Annotated in this window: 18 protein-coding genes and 1 rRNA gene; 15 read left to right on the forward strand and 4 right to left on the reverse strand. The window is 64.2% G+C overall.

Annotated elements, in window-relative coordinates:
* The first annotated feature begins 186 nt into the window (after window positions 1–186).
* The 6 genes from lptM to ACQ4N9_RS24070 are packed head-to-tail and all read left to right on the forward strand — an operon-like array spanning window position 187 to window position 4,785.
* Window positions 187–390, forward strand: a complete 204-nt coding sequence (gene lptM, locus ACQ4N9_RS24045) for an LPS translocon maturation chaperone LptM (RefSeq protein ID WP_390966466.1) — start codon at window positions 187–189, stop codon at window positions 388–390.
* Between the two features lie 9 nt (window positions 391–399).
* The gene (gene lysA, locus ACQ4N9_RS24050; RefSeq protein WP_390966468.1) at window positions 400–1,647 is read left to right on the forward strand and encodes a diaminopimelate decarboxylase; all 1,248 of its coding nucleotides are present in this window, start codon (window positions 400–402) and stop codon (window positions 1,645–1,647) included.
* A gap of 4 nt (window positions 1,648–1,651) precedes the next feature.
* On the forward strand, window positions 1,652–2,482 hold the full coding sequence (gene dapF, locus ACQ4N9_RS24055) for a diaminopimelate epimerase (RefSeq protein ID WP_125857047.1): 831 nt from the start codon (window positions 1,652–1,654) through the stop codon (window positions 2,480–2,482).
* Between the two features lie 13 nt (window positions 2,483–2,495).
* Entirely contained in the window at window positions 2,496–3,194 is a 699-nt protein-coding gene (locus ACQ4N9_RS24060) for a DUF484 family protein (protein WP_125857046.1), read from the forward strand.
* Window positions 3,194–4,093: a tyrosine recombinase XerC gene (gene xerC / locus ACQ4N9_RS24065; protein WP_390966471.1), complete on the forward strand. Its 900-nt coding sequence runs from the start codon at window positions 3,194–3,196 to the stop codon at window positions 4,091–4,093. The genes ACQ4N9_RS24060 and xerC overlap by 1 nt, the downstream gene beginning before the upstream one ends.
* The gene (locus tag ACQ4N9_RS24070; protein WP_390966473.1) at window positions 4,090–4,785 is read left to right on the forward strand and encodes an HAD family hydrolase; all 696 of its coding nucleotides are present in this window, start codon (window positions 4,090–4,092) and stop codon (window positions 4,783–4,785) included. Before xerC ends, ACQ4N9_RS24070 begins: the two co-directional genes overlap by 4 nt.
* Window positions 4,786–4,950: 165 nt before the next feature.
* Here the strand turns inward: ACQ4N9_RS24070 and sutA are convergent, their stop codons facing one another.
* The 3 genes from sutA to glnK form a co-directional block, all read right to left on the reverse strand.
* Window positions 4,951–5,280 carry a transcriptional regulator SutA gene (gene sutA, locus ACQ4N9_RS24075; RefSeq protein WP_105947199.1) on the reverse strand — a complete coding sequence of 110 codons (330 nt, stop codon included), beginning with the start codon at window positions 5,278–5,280 and terminating at the stop codon, window positions 4,951–4,953.
* Between the two features lie 429 nt (window positions 5,281–5,709).
* Window positions 5,710–7,044, reverse strand: a complete 1,335-nt coding sequence (locus ACQ4N9_RS24080) for an ammonium transporter (RefSeq protein ID WP_125462117.1) — start codon at window positions 7,042–7,044, stop codon at window positions 5,710–5,712.
* 48 nt (window positions 7,045–7,092) lie between these two features.
* Window positions 7,093–7,431, reverse strand: a complete 339-nt coding sequence (glnK, locus tag ACQ4N9_RS24085) for a P-II family nitrogen regulator (RefSeq protein WP_002555808.1) — start codon at window positions 7,429–7,431, stop codon at window positions 7,093–7,095.
* A 406-nt stretch (window positions 7,432–7,837) separates the two neighbouring features.
* On the opposite strand from glnK, the gene ACQ4N9_RS24090 reads away from it, so the two are divergent.
* The 9 genes from ACQ4N9_RS24090 (at window position 7,838) to ACQ4N9_RS24130 (ending at window position 18,621) form a co-directional block, all read left to right on the forward strand.
* On the forward strand, window positions 7,838–8,119 hold the full coding sequence (locus ACQ4N9_RS24090; protein ID WP_390966476.1) for an accessory factor UbiK family protein: 282 nt from the start codon (window positions 7,838–7,840) through the stop codon (window positions 8,117–8,119).
* A gap of 356 nt (window positions 8,120–8,475) precedes the next feature.
* A complete protein-coding gene (locus tag ACQ4N9_RS24095; RefSeq protein ID WP_390966478.1) occupies window positions 8,476–8,703 on the forward strand; it encodes a hypothetical protein in 228 nt (75 codons plus the stop codon).
* 298 nt (window positions 8,704–9,001) lie between these two features.
* Window positions 9,002–11,707, forward strand: a complete 2,706-nt coding sequence (gene mgtA, locus ACQ4N9_RS24100; protein ID WP_390966480.1) for a magnesium-translocating P-type ATPase — start codon at window positions 9,002–9,004, stop codon at window positions 11,705–11,707.
* 9 nt (window positions 11,708–11,716) lie between these two features.
* Window positions 11,717–12,073 carry a DUF2493 domain-containing protein gene (locus ACQ4N9_RS24105; protein WP_258644015.1) on the forward strand — a complete coding sequence of 119 codons (357 nt, stop codon included), beginning with the start codon at window positions 11,717–11,719 and terminating at the stop codon, window positions 12,071–12,073.
* Between the two features lie 112 nt (window positions 12,074–12,185).
* A complete protein-coding gene (locus ACQ4N9_RS24110) occupies window positions 12,186–13,673 on the forward strand; it encodes a YifB family Mg chelatase-like AAA ATPase (protein WP_390966482.1) in 1,488 nt (495 codons plus the stop codon).
* Window positions 13,674–13,801: 128 nt separating this feature from the next.
* Window positions 13,802–14,053, forward strand: coding sequence for a DUF2790 domain-containing protein (locus ACQ4N9_RS24115; protein ID WP_390966484.1), 252 nt, complete (start codon window positions 13,802–13,804; stop codon window positions 14,051–14,053).
* 31 nt (window positions 14,054–14,084) lie between these two features.
* Entirely contained in the window at window positions 14,085–15,101 is a 1,017-nt protein-coding gene (locus tag ACQ4N9_RS24120) for an alpha/beta hydrolase fold domain-containing protein (protein ID WP_390966486.1), read from the forward strand.
* A gap of 228 nt (window positions 15,102–15,329) precedes the next feature.
* Window positions 15,330–17,117, forward strand: coding sequence for a monovalent cation:proton antiporter-2 (CPA2) family protein (locus ACQ4N9_RS24125; protein WP_390966488.1), 1,788 nt, complete (start codon window positions 15,330–15,332; stop codon window positions 17,115–17,117).
* 79 nt (window positions 17,118–17,196) lie between these two features.
* On the forward strand, window positions 17,197–18,621 hold the full coding sequence (locus tag ACQ4N9_RS24130) for a mechanosensitive ion channel domain-containing protein (protein ID WP_390966489.1): 1,425 nt from the start codon (window positions 17,197–17,199) through the stop codon (window positions 18,619–18,621).
* Window positions 18,622–18,702: 81 nt separating this feature from the next.
* Here ACQ4N9_RS24130 and rrf read toward each other — a convergent pair.
* Window positions 18,703–18,818, reverse strand: a 5S ribosomal RNA gene (rrf, locus tag ACQ4N9_RS24135).
* Window positions 18,819–18,877 lie beyond the last annotated feature (59 nt).

Consider the following 18,877-nt stretch of genomic DNA (forward strand, 5'->3'; position numbering starts at 1 on the left):
TGGGGAATCCCCCCCCCACCGACCTCGGGTGAGGCGCGATCCCTGCGGGAGCGGGTTTGCCCGCGAAGAGGCCGGCACTGACAGCTCAAGAATAACGCCGCCCGGCGGGCCGGCCCTTGCATAGGCAATCGGGTGGTCGCTCGGTATACTCGGGCGCAATACTGCTTATTTCAAAGGATTTCACCAATGAAGCGCCTGATTTCCTCCCTCGCGGCGCTGGTCGCGGTTGCCTGCCTCGTTTCGGCCTGCGGTCAGAAGGGCCCCCTGTACCTGCCGGAAGACGGCAAGAACGGCAAAGGCCCGAGCAAGTCGCACCAGCAGCACAAGCACGCCCAGCCGGCCGAACAGCAAGACGAGCTGGAGCAGCCCGAGCAGTCTCCCGCGCAGTAAGGAAATCCCATGGATGCATTCAACTACCGTGGCGGCGAGCTGTTCGCGGAAGGGGTGGGCCTGTCAGCCATCGCCGAGCGTTTCGGCACCCCCACCTACGTGTATTCGCGCGCCCACATCGAGGCCCAGTACCGTAGCTATACCGATGCCCTGCAGGGTGTCGAGCACCTGGTCTGCTTCGCGGTCAAGGCCAACTCCAACCTCGCCGTGCTGAACCTGCTGGCCCGCATGGGTTCGGGTTTCGACATCGTCTCCGGCGGTGAGCTGGAGCGCGTCCTAGCTGCCGGCGGGCGTGCCGATCGCGTGGTGTTCTCCGGTGTCGGCAAGACCCGCGAAGACATGCGCCGTGCCCTGGAAGTCGGCGTGCACTGCTTCAACGTCGAATCCACCGACGAACTCGAGCGCCTGCAAGTGGTAGCCGCCGAGCTGGGCAAGGTGGCCCCGGTGTCGCTGCGGGTGAACCCGGATGTCGATGCCGGCACCCACCCGTACATCTCCACCGGCCTCAAAGAGAACAAGTTCGGTATCGCCATCGCCGATGCCGAAGCCATCTACGTGCGCGCCGCGCAGCTGCCAAACCTGGAAGTGGTCGGCGTCGACTGCCATATCGGTTCGCAGCTGACCACCGTCGAGCCGTTCCTCGATGCGCTGGACCGCCTGTTGGTGCTGGTCGATCGCCTCGCCGAATGCGGCATTCACCTGCGCCACCTGGACCTGGGCGGCGGTGTCGGCGTGCGTTACCGCGACGAGCAGCCGCCATTGGTAGCCGACTACATCAAGGCCATCCGCGAGCGTGTCGGCGACCGTGACCTGGCCCTGGTGTTCGAACCGGGCCGCTACATCGTGGCCAACGCCGGCGTGCTGCTGACCCGCGTGGAATACCTCAAGCACACCGAGCACAAGGATTTCGCCATCATCGATGCGGCGATGAACGACCTGATCCGCCCGGCCCTGTACCAGGCCTGGATGGGTATCACTGCAGTCAAACCCCGTGAAGGTGAAGGCCGTGCCTACGACCTGGTCGGACCGATCTGCGAGACCGGTGACTTCCTGGGCAAGGACCGTGTGCTGAACCTGGCCGAAGGCGACCTGCTGGCCGTGCAGTCCGCCGGCGCCTATGGTTTCGTCATGAGCTCGAACTACAACACCCGTGGCCGCTGCGCCGAAGTACTGGTCGATGGTGACCAGGCCTTCGAAGTGCGTCGCCGCGAAACCATCGCTGAACTGTTCGCCGGCGAAAGCCTGCTGCCGGAGTGAACCCATGCTGCTGCGTTTTACTAAAATGCACGGGCTTGGCAACGACTTCATGGTCCTCGACCTGGTCAGCCAGCACGCGCATATCCAGCCCAAGCACGCCAAGCAATGGGGTGACCGCAACACCGGCATCGGCTTCGACCAACTGCTGATCGTCGAAGCACCGAACAACCCGGACGTGGACTTCCGCTACCGGATCTTCAACGCCGACGGCTCCGAGGTCGAGCAATGCGGCAACGGCGCGCGCTGCTTCGCCCGCTTCGTGCTGGACAAGCGCCTGACCGCGAAAAAACGTATCCGCGTCGAAACCAAGAGCGGCATCATCGAGCTGGACGTGCGCAACGACGGCCAGATCTGTGTCGACATGGGCCCGCCGCGTTTCGTCCCGGCCGACATCCCGTTCATCGCCGATGAGCAGGCTTCGAGCTACCCGCTGGAAGTCGACGGCCAGGTGCACCAGATCGCTGCCGTGTCGATGGGCAACCCGCATTCGGTGCTGCGCGTCGATGACGTGCGCAGCGCGCCGGTGCATGAGCTGGGGCCGAAGATCGAGCACCATCCGCGCTTCCCGCAGCGGGTCAATGCCGGTTTCATTCAGGTCGTCGACCGCCACCGCGCCAACCTGCGGGTGTGGGAGCGTGGCGCCGGCGAGACCCAGGCTTGCGGCACCGGTGCCTGCGCCGCCGCCGTCGCGGCCATCGCCCAGGGCTGGATGGACTCGCCGGTGACCATCGACCTGCCCGGCGGGCGCCTGAGCATCGAGTGGGCTGGCCCCGGCCAGCCGGTATTGATGACCGGCCCGGCCGTACGTGTATTCGAAGGACAGGTTCGTCTTTAAGCGAGTAGCCGCCATGACTGAACAGCCGCACGTTGTACCCGAGCTCGACGCCGACGCAGTGGTCGCCTACCTGCGCGCCCACCCCACGTTCTTCGCCGAGCATGACGAGCTGCTGATCGAGCAGCGCATTCCCCACCAGCGCGGCGACAGCGTGTCGCTGGTGGAGCGCCAGCTCAAGCTGCTGCGTGACCGCAACATCGAGATGCGCCATCGCCTGTCGCAACTGATGGACGTGGCCCGTGACAACGACCGGCTGTTCGACAAGACTCGCCGGCTGATCCTCGACCTGCTGGATGCCGGCAGCCTGGAAGAAGTGGTGATGGCCGTCGAAGACAGCCTGCGCCAGGAGTTCAAGGTGCCCTTCGTCAGCTTGATCCTGTTCGGCGAGAATGCCGCGCCGGTCGGCCGCTGGGTGTCCGGCAGCGAGGCCCAGCAGGCCATCGGCGGGCTGATCGGTGGCGGCAAGACCATCAGCGGCAGCCTGCGCGAGCACGAACTGGCCTTCCTGTTCGGCAATGATCAGCACAAGGAGGTCGGCTCCAGCGCCGTGGCCACCCTGGAGTACCAGGGCCTGCATGGCGTGCTGGCGATCGGCAGCCGCGACCCGCAGCACTACAAGAGCAGCGTCGGCACCCTGTTCCTCAGCTACATCGCCGAAGTGCTGGGCCGCGTGGTGCCACGCTTCACCCAGACGCTACGCTCGGTGCGCTGATGGAACGCCAGCTGGAGGCTTATTGCGCGCACCTGCGCAACGAGCGCCAGGTGTCCGAACACACTCTGCTGGCCTACCGCCGCGACCTGGAAAAGGTCATTGCCTACTGCAACAGCCAGGGCATTGGCGACTGGCCTGCGCTGCAAGTCCAGCAGCTGCGCCAACTGGTGGCGCGCCAGCACCATCACGGGCAGTCCTCACGCAGCCTGGCGCGCCTGCTTTCGGCGGTGCGCGGGCTTTACCGCTACCTCAACCGCGAAGGCCTGTGCCAGCACGACCCGGCCGATGGCCTGGCGCCCCCCAAGGGCGAGCGGCGCCTGCCCAAGGTGCTCGACACCGACCGCGCGCTGCAACTGCTCGATGGCGGCGTTGACGATGACTTCATCGCCCGACGTGATCAGGCCATCCTCGAACTGTTCTACTCCTCCGGCCTGCGCCTGTCGGAACTGGCCGGCCTCGACCTCGAGTACCTCGACCTGGCCGCCGGGCTGGTACAGGTGCAGGGCAAGGGCAGCAAGAGCCGCGTACTGCCGGTTGGGCGCAAGGCGCGCGAGGCGCTGCAGGCGTGGCTGCGCCTGCGCGGCATCGGCGGCCCCCAGGACGGCGCGGTGTTCATCACCCGCCAGGGCAAGCGCCTCAGCCCACGGGCCATTCAGCTGCGGGTCAAGACCGCCGGCGAGCGTGAGCTTGGCCAGCACCTGCATCCGCACATGCTTCGCCATTCCTTCGCCAGCCACCTGCTGGAATCGTCCCAGGACCTGCGCGCGGTGCAGGAAATGCTCGGCCACGCCGACATCAGCACCACGCAGATCTATACCCACCTGGACTTCCAGCACCTGGCCGCGGTGTACGACAGCGCCCACCCCCGGGCCAAACGCAGCAAAGGCACAGACTCATGAGCATCAAGCTGATCACCTTCGACCTGGACGACACGCTGTGGGACACCGCGCCGGTCATCGCCAGTGCCGAAACCGTCCTGCGCGACTGGCTCGCCGCCAATGCGCCGGTTCTGGGCGCGGTGCCGGTCGAGCACCTGTTCGCCATCCGTGAACGCCTGGTGCAGGCCGAACCCGGCCTCAAGCACCGCATCAGCGCCCTGCGCAGGCGTGTGCTGTTCCACGCCCTGGAAGAGGTCGGCTACAGCGAGAAGCACGCCCAGGAACTGGCCAACGAAGGTTTCGAGGTGTTCCTCCATGCGCGGCACCAGGTCGAGGTGTTCCCCGAGGTGCAGCCGGTGCTGGAGATCCTGCGCCACCAGTACATGCTCGGGGTGGTCACCAATGGCAACGCCGACGTGCGCCGGCTCGGCTTGGCGGACTACTTCCGCTTTGCCCTGTGCGCCGAGGACCTGGGCATAGGCAAGCCGGATCCGGCACCGTTCATGGAGGCCCTTAAACTGGGTGGCGTGGACGCAGGGGCGGCGGTGCACATCGGCGACCACCCGGGCGACGACATCGCCGGGGCACAACGGGCCGGGTTGCGCGCGGTGTGGTTCAACCCGCAGCACAAGGCCTGGAGCGGCGAGCAGGCGCCGGATGCCGAGATCCAGCGGCTGTCGCAGTTGCCCGAGGTGCTGGCGCGCTGGCGCTGAGCGTGACCGTGGGAGCGGCGGTGCGCCGATGCGACTTGCCCCGCGATTTCGATGATTAAGCGGACATCGCAATCGCGGGGCAAGCCCGCTCCCACGGTGCACAGCCGCGTTCTTTCAGCCACAAAAAAGCCCGCAGCGACGGCGGGCTTCTTTGCTTTCAGCCACTCAGATAGGGCGGCTGCCGTACTTGTTGTCCGGCTTCTTGGGCGGGTCGGCGACCACATTGGCCTCGACTTCCTGCACCTTGCCACCGCGCGAAAGAAACTCTTCCATCGCCTTGGCCAGGGCATCACGCTCCTTCTGCTTGGCTTCCATGCTCGGCATTTCGTCTACCGAAACAGCCGCCTTGGACTTGCCCTTGGCGGTCGGCGCGGGGCTGCTGTCGTCATCGCCAGCATCTTCCGCACCATCGTCGGCTGCCGCCTCGAGGCCTTCATCACCCTCGTCTTCGTCACCTACTTCGAGGTCATCATTTTCCAGATCGTCGTCGCTCATGTTCTACCTCATGACTTGCGAAAAGCAGGTTAGTTATAGACCGGTGCGACCGTAGACGGCAGTCACCGGTGAAAATTCAACTGGCCGTGGGTTGGCCACTGCCTCGGGTGTCCAGCTCCTGATGGGAGGTCCGGCACCCAGCAGGCCCTGCTCCTGGCAAGGCCTGACAACACTGTTCTTACCCTGGCTGGCCACAGGCTACTGCAAGCCTAGCAAAGGGTGGCGAAGTGTGCGGGTTACTCGTCCCACACCCTTCGGCGCGCATTCTAGCGCGCTCGCAGAAAAAGCAAAGCACCAGAAACGCCCAATGACTTGTAAGTTTTCTGCCCAGGTCGCGAACAAGACAGCGAAACCGTTTGCCGGGCGTAAAACGGCAAATTACAGGCAAAAAAATGCCCGGCGAACCGGGCAAGTTTTCCAGCGTGGCGATTACAGGTTGTAGCCGCGCTCGTTGTGTTGAGCCAGGTCGAGGCCGACCGACTCTTCTTCTTCGCTGACCCGCAGGCCCATCACCAGGTCCAGCACCTTGAGGATCACGTAGGTGACGATGGCGGTGTAGACCACGGTGAACAGCACACCTTTGGCCTGGATCCAGAACTGCGCGGCGATATCGGTGACGGCGCCGAAGCCGCCCAGGGCCGGTGCTGCGAACACACCGGTAAGCAGCGCACCGACGATGCCGCCGATACCGTGCACGCCGAAAGCGTCGAGCGAGTCGTCGTAACCCATCTTGCGCTTGAGGCTGGTGGCGCAGAAGTAGCAGACCACGCCCGAAACCAGGCCGATCACCAGCGCGCCCATCGGGCCGACGGTACCGGCGGCCGGGGTGATGGCGACCAGGCCGGCGACCACACCCGAGGCGATGCCCAGTGCGCTCGGTTTGCCGTGGAAGACCCACTCGGCGAACATCCAGCCCAGGGCGGCGGCGGCGGTAGCGATCTGGGTGACCAGCATCGCCATGCCGGCGGTGCCGTTAGCGGCCGCCGCAGAACCTGCGTTGAAGCCGAACCAGCCGATCCACAGCATGGCCGCGCCCATCAGGGTGTAGCCCAGGTTGTGCGGCGCCATCGGCGTGGTCGGGTAGCCTTTGCGCTTGCCCAGCACCAGGCAGCAGACCAGGCCGGCGATACCGGCGTTGATGTGCACCACGGTGCCGCCGGCGAAGTCCAGCACGCCCCAATCCCACATCAGCGCACCGTCACCGCTCCAGACCATGTGCGCGATCGGCGCATAGACCAGGGTGAACCACACGCCCATGAAAATCAGCATGGCCGAGAACTTCATGCGTTCGGCAAAGGCACCGACGATGAGCGCCGGGGTGATGATGGCGAAGGTCATCTGGAAGGTGATGAACACAGCTTCTGGGAACAACGCGGTGGCAGAGGTCAGGCCCGACGGCGTGACGCCGTTGAGGAAGGCCTTGGAGAAGCCACCGATGAAGGAATTCAGGTTGAGCACGCCCTTTTCCATACCCGCGGTATCGAATGCCAGGCTGTAACCGTAGATAACCCACAGGATGCTGATCAGCCCGGTGATGGCAAAGCACTGCATCATCACCGACAGCACGTTCTTGGAACGCACCATGCCGCCGTAGAACAGGGCCAGGCCCGGGATGGTCATGAACAGGACCAGCGCCGTCGAGGTGAGCATCCAGGCGGTGTCGCCGGAGTTGAGCACCGGGGCGGCAGTTTCCTCGGCCAGGGCCAGCCCTGGCATTACGAGGGACAATAGGGCTCCTAGCCCTGCGATCTTACGCAGAGTCATGTTGTTTTCTCCTGGGGCGTTGGGTTTGGTGAGGCTTTTTTGTAGCGTTTAGATCGCGTCGGTATCGGTTTCGCCGGTACGGATGCGGATCGCTTGCTCCAGATTGACCACGAAAATCTTGCCGTCACCGATCTTGCCGGTGTTGGCCGCCTTGGTGATGGCCTCGATCACCCGATCAAGGTCTTTGTCGTCGATGGCGACATCGATCTTCACCTTGGGCAGGAAATCGACCACGTATTCGGCGCCGCGATACAGCTCGGTGTGACCCTTCTGCCGGCCGAAGCCTTTGACTTCGGTCACGGTGATGCCCTGCACGCCGATTTCCGACAGCGACTCGCGCACGTCGTCCAGCTTGAACGGCTTGATGATGGCAGTGACTAGCTTCATGAAACTCTCTCCCGATTTGGTGGACTTGCCCCAGGAAAACAAACCCGTCTCAAGTCTAAGCGCAGCGCCTGGCTTTGTAACGCGTCGTCGGCTCCATCCTCCCCGCCGCGACACCTTGTGGCGGTGACCGAGGGCCTTACCACTGAGCTACGCACTGCCTGGTCACAGCGGACCGCATCAGTGCATGGCTCACCGAGGTCTTTGCAGAAACCTTGCCAGCTCCGGGAAAACGCCAGAAAACAGGTAGTTGCGTGAAACAGTCGGGATTGGCCAGTCGCCAGCAGGGAAAAGCTGCACAACTTCGGTGCGCGACCTTTGGCCGCCCTGCGCAAAAAGTGTGCAGGGCAACCCGCGAAAAGGGGCGTGATACACTGCTGCCCTTTCACCCATCAACGGATAGCCTGACATGCTCGCGCCCAAAGCCCTTCTCGATGCCCTGAGCGACCAGGCCTCGCGCCTGTTCAGCGGTGACACCGCTCAGCCCCGTGCCGAACTGGAGAGCCAGTTCAAAGTGCTGATGCAGGGTGCCTTCAGCAAGCTCGACCTGGTCAGCCGCGAGGAGTTCGACAGCCAGATGGTGGTATTGGCCCGCACCCGCGCCCGCCTTGAAGCGCTGGAGAAGCAGTTCGCCGAACTGGAAGCGCGGATCGCGCCAGCACCAGCGCCAGCGCCAGCATCAGAGCAATAATTATCCCGTCTCTGGAGCGGCCCTGCCGCTCCTGCAGGGAAGGCACCCTGCCGTTGGAATTTCCAACATATAGTTGCGCTGATTAAACCAGATGAAACTTAATTCAGTTTCACCTTGCGGGTTGACTTGCCCGCTATGCTTTGCATAAAGTTCACCCGCCCTGAAAACCGGGCCTTTATTTCAACTCACGAAGAATTCAATGGACACAGTATCTAGTCGCTGCCTGGCCGCCCCTGGCTGTCAGGCACTTGAACCGGAACTCCGGGCCCGCCTCCCTGGCTGGGCAAGCCGCGCCAGAGCCTGATGCTCCGCCGTAGCTTGCCGCCCAGGGTGCCAGCCCGGTCGGAGGCAAGCTCATGAACCTCATCACCTTTATCCGTACACACCTGCACGCCCGCCTCGGGGCGCTGCACGCCTGTTCCCACGCGGCCCCGCCGCCCTTCCCCACCCCCGTCGCGCGTGGCTCTCGCCTGCGTGCCGCCTGGCTATCGCAACCTGGCAAAGGCTGCCTGCGCCTGCACTGGCATGCCGACGACGGCCAGGAACCACCGAGTCGATGGCGCGCCCTGCTGTGTTTCAGCTGACGGGCGCGTCGCCACTTACATATTGAATTGCCACCAATAAGACACGAACTTTTCATCATTAAAGTTCGCGGGATTTTTATTGCCTGAAAGTTACCAGGGGAATAACTACACCATGGACTCAGCCAGTAGAAAGTTCGCTGCCGACATTAACTCCGGCACGCGCCAGCGAACGTTCAACCGCCGGAAATACAACGTTATTTATCGATCGAATGATCGCGGCCCGAAACACCCGCACTCACCCGCCCAACCGTGAGTCGACTGTGTTTCGTGCCGCCTCCTGCGGCAGGAGCACAGCCCGATGACCGTCAAAGACCGCAACACCACCACGACTCCGGACGCTCGCCTGTCCATGCGCGCCGCCCGTGAGGCGCGCAATGGCCTGGCCGTCACCCTCGCCAACCTCGACGCCAGCGAGCTCGGCCTGACCGAGCACGAAGCCGCCAAGCGCCTGCAGCGCGATGGCGCCAACGAGGTCGCCCACGACAAACCGCAACCGGCTCTGGTGCAACTGCTCAAGGCGCTGCACAACCCCTTCATCTATGTACTGCTCACCCTCGCCGCCATCAGCTTCGTCACCGACTACTGGCTGCCGCTGCGCGCCGGTGACCTCGACGACCTCGACCTGACCAAGGTGATCATCATCCTGACCATGGTCAGCGTCAGCGGCCTGCTGCGCTTCTGGCAGGAATACCGTTCGAGCAAGGCGGCCGAAGCACTCAAGGCGATGGTCCGCACCACCGCCACGGTGCTGCGTCGCGAGCGCCACGACACCCCCGCACAGCTGCGCGAAGTGCCCATGAACGAACTGGTGGCCGGCGATATCGTGCAATTGGCCGCTGGCGACATGATCCCCGCCGATATCCGCCTGATCGAGTCGCGCGACCTGTTCATCAGCCAGGCCGTGCTCACCGGCGAAGCGCTGCCGGTGGAAAAGTACGACACCCTCGGCCACATCGCACCGAAGTCCGCCGCCGACAGCGCCACTGACGAAGGCAGCCTGCTCGACCTGCCGAACATCGGCTTCATGGGCACCAATGTGGTCAGCGGCCGCGCCCGCGCCGTGGTGGTGGCCACCGGCAAGCGCACCTACTTCGGCTCGCTGGCCAGGGCAATTGCCGGCTCGCGCAGCCAGACCGCCTTCGACCGCGGCGTGAACAGCGTCAGCAGCCTGCTGATCCGCTTCATGCTGGTGATGGTGCCGGTGGTGTTCGTGCTCAATGGCGTGGTCAAGGGCGACTGGAGCGATGCCTTCCTGTTCGCCCTGGCCGTGGCCGTGGGCCTCACCCCGGAAATGCTGCCGATGATCGTCAGTGCCAACCTGGCCAAGGGCGCCGTGGCCATGGCCAGGCGCAAAGTGGTGGTCAAGCGCCTGAACGCCATCCAGAACTTCGGTTCGATGGATGTGCTGTGCACCGACAAGACCGGCACCCTGACCCAGGACCGCATCATCCTCGAACACCATGTCGACCCGAGCGGCCGCACCGACCCGCAACTGCTCGAGCTGGCCTGGCTCAACAGCCACCACCAGAGCGGCGTGAAGAACCTGATGGACCAGGCCGTGCTGCGCTTCGCTGGCGAGAACAGCGGCTTCCAGCCGCCCTACGCCTACGCCAAGGTCGACGAATTGCCCTTCGACTTCATTCGCCGGCGCCTGTCGGTGATCGTCAAGGATGCGCTCGGCGATCACCTGCTGGTCAGCAAGGGCGCGGTCGAGGAAATGCTTGCCATCGCCACCCATGTAGAAGAGAACGGCCAGCGCATCCACCTCGACGAGGCCCAGCGCCAGCAACTGCTGGCCACCGCCAGCGCGTTAAACCAGGATGGCTTTCGCGTGCTGCTGATCGGCACCCGCGAAATCCCCGCCACCGAGCGCAAGGCTCAGTACAGCACCGCTGACGAGCGCAGCCTGGTGATCCGCGGCTTCCTGACCTTCCTTGACCCGCCCAAGGAAACAGCCGGCCCGGCCATTGCCGCGCTGCGTGACATGGGCGTGAAAGTGAAAGTGCTGACTGGCGACAACCCCGTGGTCACCTGCAAAGTTTGCCGCGAAGTGGGCCTGGAGCCCGGCCAGCCACTGCTTGGGCAGGACATCGAGCGGCTGGACGACGCCCAGCTCAAGGCGCTGGTCGAAGAACGTACGGTGTTCGCCAAGCTCACCCCGTTGCAGAAGTCGCGGGTGCTCAAGGCGTTGCAGGCCAACGGCCACACCGTCGGTTTTCTCGGCGACGGCATCAACGACGCCCCTGCCCTGCGTGACGCCGACGTGGGCATTTCGGTGGACAGCGGTACCGATATCGCCAAGGAATCGGCCGACATCATCCTGCTGGAAAAGAGCCTGATGGTGCTCGAAGAAGGCGTGCTCAAAGGCCGCGAAACCTTCGGCAACATCATGAAGTACCTGTGCATGACCGCCAGCTCCAACTTCGGCAACGTGTTTTCGGTGCTGGTGGCCAGCGCCTTCATCCCGTTCATGCCGATGCTGGCGATCCACCTGCTGCTGCAGAACCTGATGTACGACTTCTCTCAGCTGTCGCTGCCCTGGGACCGCATGGACAAGGAGTTCCTGCGCGAACCGCGCAAATGGGATGCCCGCAACATCGGCCGCTTCATGCTGTGGATCGGGCCCACCTCGTCGATCTTCGACATCACCACCTTCGCCCTGATGTGGTACGTGTTTGCTGCCAATAGCGTGGAGATGCAGGCGCTGTTCCAGTCCGGCTGGTTCATCGAAGGGCTGCTGTCGCAGACATTGGTGGTGCACATGCTGCGCACCCGCAAGGTGCCGTTCCTGCAAAGCACTGCGGCGCTGCCGGTGATCCTCGCCACGGGCCTGGTGATGTGCCTGGGTATCTACATCCCGTTCTCGCCACTGGGGGCGATGGTCGGGCTGGTGCCGCTGCCGTGGGAGTACTTCCCTTGGCTGGCCGCCACCCTGCTGGGTTACTGCCTGGTGGCGCAAGGCATGAAGACCCTCTACATCCGCCGCTTCGGCCAGTGGTTCTGAGGAGGGCGTATGCGTGTACTGATCTGTGCGGGGCGCAACTACGCCGACCACCAGCGCTGCCGTCGGGCGCTGGACGAACTGCAGCGCCAGCAACCGATCCAGGTGCTCATACACGGCGGCAGCCAGTACCTGGGTGGCGATATCGAAGCCTGGGCGCGGGAGCACGGAGCGGACATCGTCCGCTACCCGCCCAACTGGCAGTTGCACGGCAAACTGGCTGAGCGCCTGCGCAACGTTTTCATGTTGCGTGACAGCCGGCCAGACCTGGTGCTGGCTTTGCCGGGCGCAGATGATACCGAGGAGCTACTGGCTCGGGCGCGGGGTGAGGGGGTTGCGGTGGTGTGCGGCAAGCAGCCTCGCCGCTAGATGAGGCTGCGGAAAAACCTCGACGCACTCTTTCCAGCGTGCCCGCCAGGGACACCACTATGCTTTGCCGGGCCGCAGGATGCGGCCTGAATTACGCGAACACGGAGCGCCCATGTCCCTCGCCCTCGTCCACAGCCGCGCCCAGGTGGGCGTACTGGCACCCGCCGTCAGTGTCGAAACCCACCTGGCCAACGGCCTGCCGTCACTTACCCTGGTTGGTTTGCCCGAGGCCACGGTCAAGGAAAGCAAGGACCGGGTACGCAGCGCCATCGTCAACGCCGGGCTGGATTACCCGGCCCGGCGCATCACCCAGAACCTCGCCCCGGCCGACCTGCCCAAGGACGGTGGGCGCTACGACCTGGCCATCGCCCTGGGGATCCTCGCCGCCAATGGCCAAGTGCCGGTGGCGGCACTCGAAGACATCGAATGCCTGGGTGAACTGGCCCTGTCCGGGGCGCTGCGGCCAGTGCAGGGTGTGCTGCCCGCTGCGCTGGCGGCACGCGAAGCCGGGCGGGCGCTGGTGGTACCACGCGAGAACGCCGAGGAAGCCAGCCTGGCCAGCGGGCTGGTGGTGTACGCGGTGGGGCATCTGCAGGAGCTGGTGGCGCACCTGAGCGGGCAACTGCCGCTGCCACCCTATGCGGCCAACGGCTTGCTGCTGGAACAGCGGCCCTACCCTGACCTCAGCGAAGTACAGGGCCAGACAGCCGCTAAACGTGCCCTGCTGGTGGCGGCTGCCGGTGGGCACAACCTGTTGTTCACCGGGCCGCCCGGCACCGGCAAGACCCTGCTTGCCAGCCGCCTGCCCGGCCTGCTGCCACCGCTGGACGAGCGCGAGGCGCTGGAGGTGGCGGCAATCCGCTCGGTCAGCGGCCACGCACCGCTGGACAGCTGGCCGCAACGGCCATTTCGCCACCCCCATCACTCCGCTTCGGGCCCGGCACTGGTCGGTGGCGGTAGCCGCCCGCAGCCGGGCGAAATCACCCTGGCACACCATGGCGTGCTGTTTCTCGATGAACTGCCAGAGTTCGAGCGGCGCGTGCTGGAAGTGCTGCGCGAGCCATTGGAATCGGGCGAGATCGTGATCGCCCGGGCCAGGGACCGGGTGCGCTTCCCGGCACGCTTCCAGTTGGTGGCGGCAATGAACCCCTGCCCCTGCGGCTATTTTGGCGACCCCACCGGCCGCTGCCGCTGCAGCCCCGAGCAGATCCAGCGCTACCGCAACAAACTCTCCGGCCCCCTGCTCGACCGCATCGACCTGCACCTGACGGTGGCTCGGGAGAATACCGTGCTCGGTAACCAACCCAGTGGCGAAACCAGCGCCAGTGTCGCCGCTGTCGTGGCCGAGGCCCGCGCACTGCAGCAGCGTCGCCAGGGCTGCGCCAATGCCTTCCTCGATCTCAACGGCCTGCGCCGGCATTGCCTGCTGACATCGGCCGACCAGGCCTGGCTGGAAACCGCCTGCGAACGCCTCACGCTGTCGCTGCGGGCGGCCCATCGCCTGCTCAAGGTGGCGCGTACGCTGGCGGACCTGGAGCAGGTCGAGGCCATTGCCCGGGCTCATCTGGCCGAAGCGATGCAGTACCGACCAGGCAGCTGACAGGCCATGCACAGGGTCAATCTTCTCCATAGCTGAAATATATTTTGCGCGCTAACTATTTGCGCTCAATATTCATTTCACGCAGCAAGCAGTCGCCAAGCCCATTCAGCACATCCTGGAGAACGATCATGACCCTTCGCACAATCCTCGCCCTCGGCGTTACCACCCTGGCCATCGGCACCAGCGCCGGGGCCTTCGCCACCGAAACCAGCGCTTACCGCTACGGGATGAAGCTGGACATCGCCCAGGTGGTCACCGTCGAGGCGCCCACCGCCATTGAGGGCCACACCAGCACCGCCATCCTGACCTACCGCGACAGCAACGGCCAATTGCAAGCCGTGAGCTACAGCCAGCCCACCACCCTTGCCAACCAGAACTGAGCCGCCGGCTCGTACGCAGAGGAACCCGCACATGAAACTGTCCCGCACCCTGACCGCTGGCCTGCTGGCCCTGGCCGTGAACAGCGCCTTCGCCGCCGGCAGCCCTGGCGTCGAACGCAACACCCAAGGCTTCCTCGATGCGCTTGCCGCAGGCGGCGGCAAGCCGCTGGAAACCCTGGCGCCGAAAGACGCACGCGCCGTACTGAGCACAGCCCAGGCCGGGGTGAAAGTCGATGTGTCGGGTATCCGCGTTGAGCGCCGGACTATCCAGGCCGACGGCCAGCCATTGCAGATCCGCGTGGTACGCCCTGAGGGCGCCACGGGCGAACTGCCCGTGTTCATGTTCTTCCACGGCGGTGGTTGGGTGTTGGGCGATTACCCCACCCACGAACGGCTGATCCGCGATCTTGTGGTCGGCTCCGGCGCAGCGGCGGTATACGTCGACTACACGCCTTCGCCAGAAGCGCAGTTCCCCACCGCGATCAACCAGGCCTATGCCGCCACCCGCTGGGTCGCCGAGCATGGCAAGGAAATCGGCGTCGACGGCAGCCGCCTGGCGGTCGCCGGCAACAGCGTCGGCGGCAACATGGCAGCGGTGGTGGCGATAAAGGCCAAGGAGGCCGGCACGCCGAAGCTGCGCTTCCAGGCGCTGCTGTGGCCGGTGACCGATGCCAACTTCAACAACGCTTCCTATAACCAGTTCGCCGAGGGCCACTTCCTGACCCGCAACATGATGCAGTGGTTCTGGAACAGCTACACCACAGACCCGCGTCAGCGCGACGATATCCATGCCTCGCCGTTGCGTGCCAGCCTGGAACAACTCAAGGGCCTGCCACCGGCCCTGGTACAGACCGCCGAAATGGACGTGCTGCGTGACGAAGGCGAAGCCTACGCCCGCAAGCTCGACGCCGCCGGGGTGCCGGTGACTGCGGTGCGCTACAACGGCATGATTCATGACTATGGCCTGCTCAATGTGCTGAGCACCGTACCCGCTGTCCGCAGTGCCATGGACCAGGCGGCACAGGCCCTTAAAACGCATCTGCAGTAAGGGGTTGGTGCAAGCCCGCTACCACAGTCGCAAGCGTGGGAGCGGGCTTGCCCCGCGATTGGCCAATCAAAGGTTCCACTTTCAGAACGATGCTTCCCGTTAGGCCGGAATTGTCCTGTTTCTCACAACACCCGAAAATGCTCGCCTCTTCCATCGATGACATAAGCTTCGGCAACCTGTCATCCGTTCCCTAAAGCGCTGCCTCACGCAGTTCAAGGAGTACGAGCAATGCCGCACGAAGGCAGCCTTCTACAAACCGCAGTCATCTTCCTCCTTGCCGCCGTGGTCGCCGTGCCCCTGGCCAAGCGCCTGCAACTGGGCGCCGTGATCGGCTACCTGCTGGCCGGTGTGGCCATCGGCCCGCAAGCGCTGGGCCTGATCCGAGATACCGAAAGCGTCGCGCACATCTCCGAACTGGGCGTGGTCCTGCTGCTGTTCATCATTGGCCTGGAGCTTTCACCCAGACGCCTGTGGCTGATGCGCAAATCGGTGTTCGGCGTGGGCACCGCCCAGGTGCTGTTGACCGGCGCGGTGATCGGCGCCATTGCCTTGTTCGGCTTCAGCCAGACGCTTCCGGCCGCCATCGTGCTCGGCTTGGGGCTGGCACTGTCTTCCACCGCCCTTGGCTTGCAGAGCCTGGCCGAGAGCAAGCAGCTCAATGCACCCCATGGCCGCCTGGCCTTTGCCATCCTGCTGTTCCAGGACATCGCTGCAATCCCGCTGATTGCCCTGGTGCCATTGCTGGCCGCCAGTGGCCCGGACACCAGCCATGGCGACAGCCTCGAACATGGCCTGAAAGTGTTTGCCAGCATCGCAATCGTCATCGTCGGCGGCCGCTACCTGTTGCGTCCGTTGTTCCGAACCGTGGCCCGCACCGGTCTGCCGGAGGTGTCCACCGCCACCGCGTTGCTGGTGGTGATCGGCACCGCCTGGCTGATGGAAGAGGCAGGAATCTCCATGGCGCTCGGCGCCTTCCTGGCCGGCCTGCTGCTGGCGGACTCCGAGTACCGCCATGAACTCGAGTCGCAGATAGAACCGTTCAAGGGCCTGCTGCTGGGCTTGTTCTTCATCAGTGTCGGCATGGGCGCCAACCTGCGCCTGCTGGTGGACATGCCGCTGGTGCTGCTGGGCCTGACCCTGTTGCTGATCGCGGTGAAGCTGGTACTGCTGATCGGCGTCGGCCGCCTGGCCGGTGGCCTCAACAGTGCAAGCGCGCTGCGCCTGGGCATGGTGCTGGCGGCCGGCGGCGAGTTCGCCTTTGTGGTGTTCAAGCTGGGCAAGGATCAGGGCCTGTTCGATACGCAAACCTACGACCTGCTGCTGATGACCATCACCCTGTCGATGGCCATCACCCCACTGCTGATGCTCGGCTGCGCCCGCGCCCTGAAGCGCCCGCAAGCAGTGCGTGAGGTGCCCGAGCAGTACAAGAGCATAGATGCCGGTAGCCCTCGGGTGGTGATTGTCGGCATGGGCCGCATGGGCCAGATCGTTTCGCGCATCCTGCGTGCGCAGAAGATCCCCTTCATCGCGCTGGAGACCTCGGTGGACGCCATCGAGATGACGCGCATGTTCGAACAGGCGCCGGTGTTCTACGGCGACCCGCTGCGCCCTGAAGTACTGCATGCGGCCAAGGTCGGCGAGGCCGAGTATTTCATCATCACCAGTGACGACCCCGAGGCGACCATTCGCACCGCCGAGCGGGTCAAGCGCCTGTACCCGCACCTCAAGGTCATCGCTCGGGCACGCAACCGTCAGCATGTGCACAAGCTGATGGATGTCGGCGCGGAGCCGATCCGCGAGACGTTCTATTCCAGCCTGGAAATGAGCCGTCGTGCGCTGGCTGGGCTGGGGCTATCGGATGAGCAGGCCGCCGACCGCATCGCACGCTTTACCGAGCATGACGAGCAGGTATTGGAAGCCCAGGGCCGGGTGCGTGATGATCGGGCCAAGGTCATGCAGACGGCCAAGGAAGCGCGGGTGGAACTGGCGCGACTGTTCGAGTCGGATGTGGATTGAGCTGCATGGGGTGGGCACCCATTGCCTGCCCGCTCAACCTGCTCTTTACTGACGTTCAGCCCCCTGCAGCGAGAACACCATGCTGGCGCTCATCCAGTCCTATCCCTTGCTGCTCGGCACTTGCCTGATCATTGGCGACTTGTTGCTCTGGCAGCTGATCCCCCAGCAGCATCGCCTCTGGCGCATTGCCTCACGGCTGGTGATATTCCTGCTATTCAGCGCCGTGCTGGTCGCTGCCGGGATGAGCCCGCTGCAGCCACCACCCTGGATTGACGAAGTGTCGCGCAACCTGATGGCAACGGTGCTCGCCATTGGCTGGTGGCTGTTCGGTGCGCGCACGGTGACGGTGGTGTTCGGCCTGTTGCTGGGAGCACGTGGCAGCCATGGCGGGCGCCTGTTGCAGGATGTGATTGGGGCGCTGATCTTCCTTGCCGCAGTGGTGGCCGCAGCAGCCTATGTGCTGCAGCTGCCGGTCAAGGGGTTGCTGGCCACGTCCGGGGTAATGGCCATCGTCATTGGCCTGGCCTTGCAAAGCACGTTGAGCGATGTGTTCTCCGGCATCGTGCTCAATACCACACGGCCCTATCAGATAGGCGACTTCATCTCCATCGACGGTACCGAAGGCAAGGTGGTGGATATCGACTGGCGCGCCACGCGAATGATCACCGGCACCGGTAGCCTGGCGGTAATACCCAATTCGGTGGCGGCCAAGGCGCGACTGCTTAACCACAGCCGCCCGGCTGATCGGCATGGGGTAGTGATCAGCGTGGTGGTACCGGCCAAGGTCCGGCCAAAGCGCGTGTTTGATGCGCTGGAGAAGGCCCTGCAAGGCACCAGTGCCTTGCTCGCCTCCCCTGCCCCCAAGGTAACGGTCAAAGCTTCTTCCCTGGAGTCGGTGGAATACGAGGCCAGTGCTTTCGTTGCCGACATGGCGCTCAAGACCGAGGTACGCAACCAATTGTTCGACCTTGCCCATCGCCACCTGGAGGCCAGCGGGGTGATGTGGAACGTCGACCTGACACTTGCGCCACGCAGCCGTCAGCGCGAGCTGATCGATGAGGTGCGGGTATTCCGCTCGCTCAGCGGTGAAGAGCGTGACACGCTGAGCCAGCGCATGACGGCAGTAGAGTACCTGGCCAACCAGGTGATCCTGGGCATCGGCGACAACTCGGACCACCTGCTAGTGATTGGCAGCGGTGTGATACAGGCTTCGGTGCGTAATGGGGACAAGCTGGTAGAAGCCGGACGCATGGGCCCGGGCGAGGTGCTCGGGATCGAGGGGCTGGTTGACGACGATGACTCCTTTGCCGAGTTCCGCACCCTGACCGGATGCCTGCTGTACCGAATCGAAAAGGAACAGGTACGCAGTTGCCTGGTGCAACGTAGCGAGGTGCAGTCGGCGTTGACCAAGCTGCAGCGGTTCCGTCGGCAGAGCAGGGAGTCACTGCTAATGCAGAAGCCTACGGAAGTGAAGAAAGGTGGGTTTCTGAGCTGGTTGCGCTAGCGCAACGCCTTGCATTGCAGGGTACGGCCCTGAAAAGACAAAGCCCCTGATCGCATCGCGATCAGGGGCTTTGGGTTTGAATCTTGACGATGACCTACTCTCACATGGGGAAACCCCACACTACCATCGGCGATGCATCGTTTCACTGCTGAGTTCGGGATGGGATCAGGTGGTTCCAATGCTCTATGGTCGTCAAGAAATTCTGTGTGCTGGCCCGTCTCTCGGACGTGCCTGCGAATCTCTGTAGTTCCTACTT

It is taken from the genome of Pseudomonas sp. ES1, assembly GCF_050586605.1.
Classification (GTDB): Bacteria; Pseudomonadota; Gammaproteobacteria; order Pseudomonadales; family Pseudomonadaceae; genus Aquipseudomonas; species Aquipseudomonas sichuanensis.